At 39.7% G+C, this 10,706-nt stretch carries 12 protein-coding genes; 8 read left to right on the forward strand and 4 right to left on the reverse strand.

The window, feature by feature from the left end; genetic code table 11:
• Positions 1–126: 126 nt before the first annotated feature.
• The gene (locus RVY80_RS09600) at positions 127–366 is read right to left on the reverse strand and encodes a CDGSH iron-sulfur domain-containing protein (protein ID WP_295191545.1); all 240 of its coding nucleotides are present in this window, start codon (positions 364–366) and stop codon (positions 127–129) included.
• 273 nt (positions 367–639) lie between these two features.
• On the opposite strand from RVY80_RS09600, the gene RVY80_RS09605 reads away from it, so the two are divergent.
• The 8 genes from RVY80_RS09605 to RVY80_RS09640 all read left to right on the forward strand — a co-directional run bounded on the left by RVY80_RS09605 (position 640) and on the right by RVY80_RS09640 (position 7,568).
• Positions 640–762 (forward strand): hypothetical protein, encoded by a 123-nt coding sequence (locus tag RVY80_RS09605; protein WP_317330442.1) that lies wholly within the window; start codon positions 640–642, stop codon positions 760–762.
• Entirely contained in the window at positions 726–1,142 is a 417-nt protein-coding gene (locus RVY80_RS09610; RefSeq protein WP_317330443.1) for a cysteine peptidase family C39 domain-containing protein, read from the forward strand. The genes RVY80_RS09605 and RVY80_RS09610 overlap by 37 nt, the downstream gene beginning before the upstream one ends.
• Complete coding sequence (locus RVY80_RS09615; protein ID WP_317330445.1) at positions 1,139–1,399, forward strand: hypothetical protein; 261 nt, start codon at positions 1,139–1,141, stop codon at positions 1,397–1,399. Before RVY80_RS09610 ends, RVY80_RS09615 begins: the two co-directional genes overlap by 4 nt.
• A 328-nt stretch (positions 1,400–1,727) precedes the next feature.
• Entirely contained in the window at positions 1,728–2,723 is a 996-nt protein-coding gene (locus RVY80_RS09620) for an efflux RND transporter periplasmic adaptor subunit (RefSeq protein ID WP_295191550.1), read from the forward strand.
• Positions 2,724–2,732: 9 nt separating this feature from the next.
• Positions 2,733–4,565 (forward strand): ATP-binding cassette domain-containing protein, encoded by a 1,833-nt coding sequence (locus RVY80_RS09625; RefSeq protein WP_317330446.1) that lies wholly within the window; start codon positions 2,733–2,735, stop codon positions 4,563–4,565.
• Positions 4,565–5,695 (forward strand): ABC transporter permease, encoded by a 1,131-nt coding sequence (locus RVY80_RS09630; protein ID WP_295191556.1) that lies wholly within the window; start codon positions 4,565–4,567, stop codon positions 5,693–5,695. Before RVY80_RS09625 ends, RVY80_RS09630 begins: the two co-directional genes overlap by 1 nt.
• Positions 5,695–6,876 carry an ABC transporter permease gene (locus RVY80_RS09635; protein WP_295191559.1) on the forward strand — a complete coding sequence of 394 codons (1,182 nt, stop codon included), beginning with the start codon at positions 5,695–5,697 and terminating at the stop codon, positions 6,874–6,876. The genes RVY80_RS09630 and RVY80_RS09635 overlap by 1 nt, the downstream gene beginning before the upstream one ends.
• 11 nt (positions 6,877–6,887) lie before the next feature.
• Positions 6,888–7,568, forward strand: a complete 681-nt coding sequence (locus RVY80_RS09640) for a TetR/AcrR family transcriptional regulator (protein WP_295191562.1) — start codon at positions 6,888–6,890, stop codon at positions 7,566–7,568.
• A 76-nt stretch (positions 7,569–7,644) separates the two neighbouring features.
• On the opposite strand, the gene pnuC is transcribed toward RVY80_RS09640, so the two are convergent.
• From pnuC to RVY80_RS09655, 3 genes are read right to left on the reverse strand one after another with little or no spacing between them, the layout of a single operon-like run.
• Positions 7,645–8,334, reverse strand: a complete 690-nt coding sequence (gene pnuC / locus RVY80_RS09645) for a nicotinamide riboside transporter PnuC (protein ID WP_295191564.1) — start codon at positions 8,332–8,334, stop codon at positions 7,645–7,647.
• A gap of 18 nt (positions 8,335–8,352) precedes the next feature.
• A complete protein-coding gene (locus tag RVY80_RS09650) occupies positions 8,353–9,276 on the reverse strand; it encodes a PfkB family carbohydrate kinase (RefSeq protein ID WP_317330448.1) in 924 nt (307 codons plus the stop codon).
• A complete protein-coding gene (locus RVY80_RS09655; protein ID WP_317330449.1) occupies positions 9,273–10,280 on the reverse strand; it encodes an ADP-ribosylglycohydrolase family protein in 1,008 nt (335 codons plus the stop codon). Before RVY80_RS09655 ends, RVY80_RS09650 begins: the two co-directional genes overlap by 4 nt.
• Positions 10,281–10,706: the final 426 nt, after the last annotated feature.

Raw genomic sequence — 10,706 nt, forward strand, 5'->3', positions numbered from 1 at the left:
AAGAGCACTAAAAAGAGCACAAAACAAAGAGGCTGATGCCAGGAGTTTTTCCTAAGCATCAGCCTCTTTGTTATATAACGATTATGCGATAATTTTGTAATCGTTAGTAATCACTAGCCATCGCTATTATAGTTTTCTATGTGTTTCATCGCAGTATGGTGGGTTAGCCGTATGTTTACAGCCGCATAGGCCTACGGTACCAGTTTTTTCAGCAGTAAATGCTACCGGTTTGAACTCTGTACCTTCGTGAGAACCATCGCAGAAAGGTTGGTTTTTGCTACGACCACAAGAGCACCAATAGTAGGTTTTGCCTTCTTCCAATTCTACTTGATAGGATGATTTTTGAGCGATTACAGGTTCTTTCATAATAGATCACTTCTTTCTTATTTCACTTGAAATAAATAAATTAGAGTTATGTCATAACTCTTTATCTAAAGTATACATCTCGATATCGAGCAATTCAATATTGAAATTATTGAATATTGAATATTAGGCATACGATTAAGGTAATCAGAACAATAGCTATTTATAAATAATTATGGTATCGTTGGGATAAATTACAATAAGAGAGCGAGTTTTTCGATAGAATTACATATCTATTTTGCTTATTATAGAAATTTATAAATGAGGTTTAAGCATATGAAACTACGTAATACGATTTCAAAAGCATTACTTGTAATGAGTTTAGCATCAGCTTTCACCATGAGTGGTGTTGTGAGTAATTATTGGCCAATAATCCAATCCCGTATCCAGCGGATTTAGATACGAAAACAGAAGGGGCGTCATCGGAGCCAGCGATGATGAATCATAAAAATTCCTCGTATTATCCTCGACTCGATTCTTATAATATGAAGAGTAATGATCATTTGACGATGATTTCTCATTATCGGACGTATCAACAATCTCGTGAGAATACATGTGCACCTGCTGCAGTATTAACTGTGCTTTATCATAATGGCATTACAAATCTCACTGAAATGGACCTTGCGAAAGGTATGAATACGCAACTGTATCCCATTGGAACTAATAAAAAGGATATGGTTAATTATTTAAAAACATTGGATCTAGATGTACAAAGTAGTCTTGATGGTAAACCTTTGATACCTATGAATCCTTCCAGGCCTTCGTGGTGGATAATTTGAAAGACAACACACCAATTCTCGTAGAAAATGTAGAATGGGGAGGTCATTGGCGTGCTATTATCGGCTATGATACGATGGGCACGGATACACCGCTAGATGATACAATTATTTTGGCAGATCCGTACGATACTAGTGACCATGACCAAGATGGCTATGCTATTAATAATGGTGAAAGACTTTACGCTATGTGGTTCGATCACTCTATGTTGCCTAAGGACCAACAAAATCAACAATGGATTACAATTACAAAAAGGTAAGTTTCAAAATCGTGTGACGGCGTAATGCTTGAGACTTTACGTTGAAAGAAATGATGAAATGTAAACAATCATAGCTTTGAATACGAAGCGTTGTATGTAATATGGTGAGTGGCCAGATTACTTACAACGCTTATTTTTTTATATAAATAATTTCAAATTAAAATTTGAAATTATAATTTGGATTATGTATAATGAATGTATAGATATCAGTTATTGTAATTATGGTGAGTCATTTTCATATAGAGTTCTATGAACAGGGACTGGAGCTTTCACCATAAATAAAAACTGTTATAGAAACGAAGTGGAAATGATAAGATGGGTGGATAATATGGAAAAAAAGAGAATCGTTACAATTATTATAGCCGCGATCGTATTGTTAGGTGTGGGCTATGGCGGATATTCCTATTATGAAACAAAAGTGGAGCAGGCCAATGCATCTACACTCACATTGCATGGCAATGTCGATGTGCGTGAAGTGGATGTAGCATTTCGTCAAAGTGATCGCATTGACAAAATCTATGTTACAGAAGGAGATACTGTTAAGGCGGGACAATTATTGGCGGAATTAGATAGTACTGAATTAAAATTATCTATTAGCAAGGATAAATCTCAAATTGCAGCACAACAGGCGACAGTTTCAAAATTGCTCAATGGCACTCGTAGTGAAGAAATTGAGCAAGCACAGGCAAATGTTGATTCTGCTCGTGCTACAGCCAATCAAGCGCAAACTAGTTATGCTCGTTTACAATCTTTGTACGATCAAGATGCTATCAGTGCTCAACAACGTGATGATGCGCAAGCTACAGCCGATGCAGCACAAGCTAAATTAGCCTATGCTGAAAAAGTATTACAAGAAGCGGCAGCGGGTTCTCGTCAAGAGGACATTGCCCAAGCGGAAGCTACATTACAATATTATAAAGATGAATTGGCACGCCAAGAATATGTGCTTAGTAATTATCAATTGGTGGCACCATCTGATGGGGTCATTCGTTCTCGCCTATTAGAGGTAGGGGATATGGCGTCCACAACAAGGCCTGTGTTTAAATTATCCTTGAACGATAAAAAATGGGCTCGTGTATATGTGAAAGAAACAGATTTGCCAAAAATCTTTGAAGGCCAAGAGGCTAAGATTTATCTCGATGGCAGAACAGAACCAATCATTGGTCAAATTGGATACATCTCAGGTACTGCCGAGTTCACACCTAAAACTGTACAAACTGATGAGTTGCGTACATCCCTCGTGTACGAGGTGCGCGTCTATGCTGACGATCCGGACAATGTATTGCGTTTAGGCATGCCGACAACTGTCAAAATCGCATTGTAGGTGATTCATATGGATACTACATTAGTAATTAGGGCTAAGGATGTTCATATGGAATTCCCCGTGAAAAACGGCCCTTCCGTGGTGGCTCTAGAGCGTATTAATTTAGAGGTGCCCAAAGGTCAGCTGACGGCACTCATCGGTCCTGATGGGGCAGGCAAAACGACATTCATGCGTCTCTTGTGTGGACTTCTAGATAAAACCTCTGGCGAGCTAGACGTGCTAGGCCTTGATGTAGAGGCGCACTCTCAAGAGGTGCAAAACCTACTCAGCTATATGCCACAGAAATTTGGCCTCTATGAGGATTTGTCGGTGGCAGAAAATATGAATCTCTATGCGGATTTGCATGGAATTCCCATGGGTGAAAGACCGGAACGATTCCAAAAACTTCTAGAGATGACAGGCCTATCTGAATTTACATCTCGCTTAGCAGGGAAATTATCTGGTGGGATGAAACAAAAACTAGGCCTTGCTTGTACATTAGTGCGATCTCCAGATTTGTTGATTCTCGATGAGCCAACGGTAGGGGTAGACCCATTATCTCGTCGTGAATTATGGGCGATCCTAAAGCATCTTGTTCATGATGAACATTTATCTGTCTTTGTCAGCACCGCCTATATGGATGAAGCGGCCATGTGTGAAAAGGTGTATATCATGAATCATGGACGATTCCTTGGACAAGGTACACCTGCTGAACTCAGTGCTATCGCTAGCGGTCGTTGTTTTGAAGTGAAACCACTACCTGGCGTAGCCATGCGTGTATTACAAAGTTTCTTGTTGGCAGATTCACGCATTACCGATGCGGTACCATCCAATGGGGCAGTTCGATTTATCACAACAGAGCCAAATTTAGAAATAGCATGGCTTGTGAAGCAAGGTATGACACCTGTTCCTGTAGAGGAACGGTTAGAGGATTCCTTTATGATTTTGTTGAAGGATGACGAGCAAGAATTAGCAGCATCATCATTGGTAATTTTCGCGGATTCTGAAACGGAGACAGCAGTAGAAATTGAAGAATCCCAAGTTCCTAAAAGTGATACAGATATGCCTCAATTAGATTATCTTCATCTCACAGGTCAAACCATTGCTGATGATGCGCCTATCGATATTGAGGTGGAAAATCTCGTAAAACAATTTGGAGATTTTACCGCCGTAGCGAATACGAGCTTTCAGGTGCGCCAAGGTGAAGTGTTTGGTTTGCTAGGTCCTAATGGGGCGGGTAAAACAACGACGTTTCGTATGTTATGTGGGTTATTACCTTCTACGTCGGGCGTGCTCAATGTAGCAGGCGTAAATTTGCGCCATGCAAGAACACAAGCACGTGCTAATATTGGCTATGTGGCACAAAAATTTTCCCTCTATGATACATTGACTGTGTATGAAAATTTACGTTTCTTTGGCGGGGCCTATGGATTATATGGTGATGCATTAGAACGTCGAATTTATGAAATCATGGATGAATTTGGATTGACGGATAAAAAAGATGAAGATACTTCGCAATTACCTGGTGGTTATAAGCAGCGGTTATCCATGGCAGCAGGTTTGATTCATTGTCCTAAAATTCTATTCCTTGATGAACCGACTAGTGGTATCGACCCTTTAGCAAGGCGTAATTTTTGGCAACAGATTACACGATTATCGGCACAAGGTACAACCATAATTATTACTACCCATTTCATGGATGAAGCGGAATATTGTGATCGATTTATGATTCAGGACAAAGGTAGACTATTGATTTTAGGTAGTCCAGCAGATATTCGTGAACAAGTACAATTGCCGAAGGCCGATATGAATGAAATCTTTATTGAAATTGTAGAACGAGCGAGAGACAAGGGGGCGATGTAATGGAGAGGTTTACTGGATTTTTACGTCGGCTCCGTGCCCTTGTGAAAAAGGAGCTTTTACAATTGACTCGTGACCAGAGTAGTCTCTTGATGGGCATTGTATTACCATTAATGCTCATCTTTATTATGGGGTATGGTATGTCACTGGACGTAAAGAATGTGCCAGTTGCAGTTGTTCTTGAGGATACATCACCAACGGCACGTGATATGGTGAGCTTTACACAAGGTTCAGAATATTTCAACCCTACATTTACGCACTCTATGCCAGAGGCGATTGATTTAATGAAAGCTCATAAAGTAGATGTTATTTTTAGAGTGCCATCTACTTTCACGGAGGATTTATATCGCGGAGATGCCAATCTACAAGTGCTCCTTAATGGCGTAGAGTCAACAAAATCGACATCAGCATCTTCCTACATTCAATCATCGGTATTGACCTGGGTTACAACTAGAACCGCGAGTAGTATTGCAGTCTCTAGTGTGGGGCAAGTTAATGTGGTGAGTCGAATCTGGTTTAATGATGCAAACACCAGTGCATGGTTCTATGTACCAGGCATTTTGATGCTCGTGTTAACCATTGTGGGGGTATTTTTAACAGCCGTAGTTATGGCTCGTGAATGGGAACGCGGTACCTTTGAATCACTCTTTGTCACACCTGTACAGATTTTAGAGATTATTTTGGCTAAATTAATCCCTTACTTTGGTGTAGCTTGGATTGGATTAACCCTATGTTTGACAGCTGGGCACTATCTCTTTGACGTGCCACTTCGTGGGTCAATCATCGTGATTATGGGGGTATCCATGCTATATCTATTGGTAGCATTAGGGATTGGATTGGTGATTTCAGCCATTGCTAAAAATCAGTTTTTAGCATCTCAAATGGCACTCTATATTAGCTTCTTACCATCCATCATGCTTTCAGGATTTATGTTTGATTTGCATTCAGAACCTGTAGCCATTCAAGTTATCAGTCACTTTTTTCCGACTACCTATTATTTACAACTATTAAAATCGTTGTTATTAACGGGAAACTATTGGCCACTCATCGTTAAAAATACATCAATTTTATTAGGGTATATGATTTTCTTCTTCTTCTTAGCCTTTTATATGACTCGAAAGAAGGTGAACTAATGTCTACACATTCATCAAATGATACGATGCAACAGTTTCGTAAGGAATCTATGGTATCTTCGTGGATTGCTAAATTTAGACTATACCTTCGTCATATTTTTTTCTTAGCACAAAAGGAGTTTATTTCTACTCTAAAGGATCCACGAATGCGTGCAATGATTCTACTAACCGCTATTTTACAAGGCTTGATGTATGGCTATGCTGCTACCTATGAATTAAATGATGTGTCTTATGCAGTGGTGGATAATTCACATAGTGCGTCATCACGGTCGTTACTAGCGAAAATAGATTCTACTGGGACTTTCACCAGGTATGCTACACTAGGTAATTCCAGTCAGTTGGCGGATGGAATCAGTGCTGACAATATTATTGTAGGCATTGTTATTCCTAATGATTTTGAAAGTAAACTCAGCCGTGGTGACAATGCGCTTATACAGGTCATTGCAGATGGTCGTAATACAACAATTGCAAGCCTTGCTATAGGTTATGTGAATACCATTGTAGCAACATGGAATGCAGAACAAGCGGGAATATATGGAGTTGTTAGTATTGATCAACGTGTATGGTATAATCCAAACTCCAAATCAAACTGGAATTTTTTACCATCCTTGATTGCCATGATTTCATTTGTACAAGTTATCATGTTATCGGGCATGTCTATTGCTAAAGAACGGGAACAGGGAACGTTTGACCAACTGTTGGTGACACCGTTGTCACAGACAGAGATTTTAATCGGCAAGGCATTGGCGCCCATTGTGATTGGTTTATTGCAAAGTACATTTTTATTCCTCATTGCTCGATATTGGTTTGAGGTGCCATTCCAAGGCAATTTTGGATTATTATTCTTGGCGGTGACAGTTTTTGCTATTAGTTCCACTGGTATTGGTCTATCTATATCCTCTATAGCAAAGAATATGCAACAGGTACTAGTATATTTATTAATTTTATTAATGCCGTTAGTTTTGTTGTCAGGTTTGGCAACGCCGGTAGATAATATGCCTACCATATTGCAATATGTTACATATGTAAATCCTATGCGTTTTGCCGTTGATGCAGTACGCAGAATTTACCTTGAAGGGGCAGGATTTTTTGATATCTATATGGATTTCATACCGATGATTGCTGTGGCAGCGGTAACAATGCCCTTGTCAGGATGGCTATTTAAACATAAGGCACAATAAAGGAGTTTGTTATGTCAGAGCAAAAAAATAAAAGTAAAGGTGAAAAAACAAAAGAATTCCTCATCGACTGCGCTGGCCAAATTATTGCTATAAAGGGCTTTAAAGATACAACGAGCAAGGAAATTTGCGAGCTCGCCGGTGAGAATATGGCGGCCATTAACTACCATTTCGGCAGTCGTGAAGGACTATATCGCGAAGTACTTGCTCATACGTACCAAACATTAATTGGTAGGGCACGAGGCGGTCAAGAGGACCTTGAAAATTGGACGCCAAGACAGCGATTGGAAAATTTCATTAATGAAAATATCTATAAGGCCTTGGTAGAAAAATCTTGGGAAGTCCGTGTGTGGGCGCGAGAAATCATTAACCCATCGCCATTTTTAAAGGAATTCCTCGGAATGGGAACAATTTCTAATGAGTTTGTGCGACTCAATTATGAGGTAGGGTATTTCACTCAGAATTTGATCATGCTCAAACACATCAGTGAATACACGGGTATTTCCTTTGAAGATAAACGACTGTATAGTTGTGCATTGAGCTTCTTTGGGCCCTTTGCAATGCTCATCATCACCCAGAATAATGCATCAGATTACAATGATGTCATCCCAGATATTCCTATGGAATATCCTATGGGGGATCTCATTGAGGCTATGTTGGAATTTGGATTTGCTGGATTGGATGCATTTAAATAAAATGGAATATAAAATAGCCTATAACCACTATTGAGAATAGTAGATTATAGGCGATTTTTATTGTGAAATTATATTATTATGCATTGGCAGTTTTTCTAGAGATTTTTCTCCAGTTAAAGAAACCATATAAGGAGTTAAGTAAGTTGATAACCTTCATAAGGATAATCAATGCTGCAGAATGATCGCCTTGCATGAATACCATGATCCACATAGCGATGGCTAGGATATTTACGATAGCCCACATAGCCCATTGCTCGGAAAAACGAAGTAAATATAGCATACTGGCTACTACGGCTACCACTGTCGTTAAGGAGTCCATGAAAGGAAGGTTGCCGCCCATAGATTGAAGAAGCAGCATATACGCCCATACACCTACAGCGGTTATGGCTGTTGCAATCATCATCATCTTGGGCGTCATGGATCTAAATTTAACTTCACCGCTTTGTGTCATATTTTTCTTCCATGTATAGATGGCAATAGCGCTAATTGGGATGGAGTAGAGGACATTGTACATTACTTCCCCATATAATTGAATACCATAACATTGAATCGAGTATAATACGCTATTAATGATGGCAAAATATAAACCGGCGACCTTACCTTTGGCACCAAATACCAAATTAAGGCTACTTGTTAATGTCATGATTAGCACGAATAGGGTATCGTTGTGAATAAGCCAAGCTACTGTTTGTACAATTAGCACAAAGGCTAGCCAAGCTTTTTCATTCCAACTCCAATCACTGAAAAATTCTTTAATTGCATTCATAGTTCCAAACCTCCGGAATTAATTGTATTCATAGTTCCAAATATCCAAATTTTTTTGAAATGCTTCATAATCCATCACGGGCCCCGATATACTTACAATACTCGCTGCTACTTTGTTGGCTAGGTGCACGGACTGTGATATAGATAGGCCATTACTGATGCCAGCGATTATGGCTGCAATATGGCTATCTCCAGCACCTACTGTATCAACAACAGTTGTGGGCATGGCGTCAATAGTATGTATTTCATTCCCATCGTAATAAAGGGTGCCTCGTTTGCCTAATGTGATAAATACAAGATTCTTGTTTTTATTGTAAATAGTCTTGATAGCAGATTCTGTATTAGTACATTTCGTAAAATCCAATGCTTCAACTTCATTGAGATGCAGTATTGGTTGTAATGAAAGTAAACGTTCTAGTATATCTGGTTTAATGTGTGTAATCATGGGGCCAGGCGCAAAAAATATTCGTTTATTAGAAATTGTAGGATTTTGTGCGAACCAGTGAGAAATGACTTGGCCACTTTCACCACAAGACTGATAGCCTGCGATATAGATATTGTAATAGTTATTGATGTCGATTTGATCGAACCATTCTGATTTGAAATGACCTTCTGAACCTTGGACGGTGATGAAGGTTCTTTCACCAGTTTGCTCGATTAGACTGAGACAATAGCCGTTATCCTGCGTAGAATCCTCGATGAGTGGCGTATAGCCAGATTTCAGCATGCCTGCTCGAATAATATCGCCGAAATGACCGGTCCCAACAGGCACACATAGGTCATGGGGGATATGCAAGTTTTGTAGCATATTAGCTACATTATAGGCGCAACCACCAACAACGGTGCGTGTGTCATGACAGGGGATATCCTCACCGCTTTTGGGGAGGCGATCGATGTGCATCATAAGATCCACGATAGCCGCGCCAATTACAAGAGTTTTCATGCTAGTAGATCCCTTCCTTTTACAAGTATATTAATATAGGAATCGAAATCTGTGTCAGGATTTTGTGTACGCAATAATTCTGTGTATTCTGGTTTGATGGTTGAATATCCTGTGAAAGCTCCGCAGATAGCAGTGGCCATAGCACCGATGGTATCAGTATCACCGCCGAGATTGGCACACATGAGACTGCATCTATTTGGATTTTGTGCATAGTAAGCAATGGATATAGCCGCTGGCACAGATTCAATAATACCCACACCAGCACCAACTACATCGTATATTTTGGCGAGGAACATATCCTCGTCATTTTTGTATTGTTTTGCCAGTGCAATACCGATTTTTACACGTTCAGCTAGACGAGCGCTGAAGGTCTCACAACCTCGTTGATAGCCCGCTGGTTCGATGGCTAATATATCTTGTAATACTTGTTCAAAATCATCATGTACGATAGCCGAGGCCACACCTTCGGCAATCATAGCAGCGCCAGCAATGGTAACGTCACTAGTATGTGTTACTTGGGAAACACCAAATACATAGTCAAGCAATTCTTGTTGCTGGTCTGGTCTAAACAAACAGCCTATAGGAGCAATTCGCATGGCGCTACCATTGGACAAGGCTTTGTCGGTGAAAGCCCGAGCATCTATACCATCGCGGAAATTGGCTAGTGCTACTTTAGAGGTAGGCCCTAAAATATTATTTTCAAAGGCCTTTTCTTTGTCGGCCCAGGCTAATAGTCTTTGGGCAATATCTTTAGCTGTAGGTTTGTAATTAGTCGCTGCTAAGGAGTCAAGGAGAACCAGTGCTTGTCCCGTATCATCTGTAAATTGTGCTTTTTTATAATTGACGGATACATCGTTTTCTGCCGGTCCATCGAGAAATTCTGTGATCTTACCACCAAAGAATTTTCGGGCTCTCTCTCGTCCCCAAAGTTCAGGGGGCATTCCCATTGCATCACCTAGTGCCATACCATAGACCGCACCAGCAATTTTGTTTTTTACTTCCATTACATAGTCCTTTCTACCTAGTTACAATATACATATTATTTTTATTGATAAAAGTACTTTTACTATACCATGTTAGTTTTCTTGCAACAATAAAAAAGAATGTGTCCCAAAAAGTGTCCCAAAACAAAAAATAGCGACCTCTCACATCGTGAGAAGACGCTTGTTTACTTGGTGCGCCTAGCAGGATTCGAACCTGCGCACCCGGTTCCGGAGAATTTGAAAGTAATTTTATAGAGTTTATATAGATAATAAAGCTTACAGAAAGCCCTTAAATATAGGTATTTTATCTTAGTTTTATTTTTTCAGTCAAGTCCATAATCCTGTGTAAAATACTATACAATGTTTTACCGGTCACTCATTGATTAAACTTAATATATTTTCTTGTAGAACTGAGCCATTCATCATGAAGGTCCATAAGGACAGCTC

The sequence above is a fragment of the Veillonella absiana genome (assembly GCF_032970865.1).
GTDB lineage: Bacteria > Bacillota > Negativicutes > Veillonellales > Veillonellaceae > Veillonella > Veillonella absiana.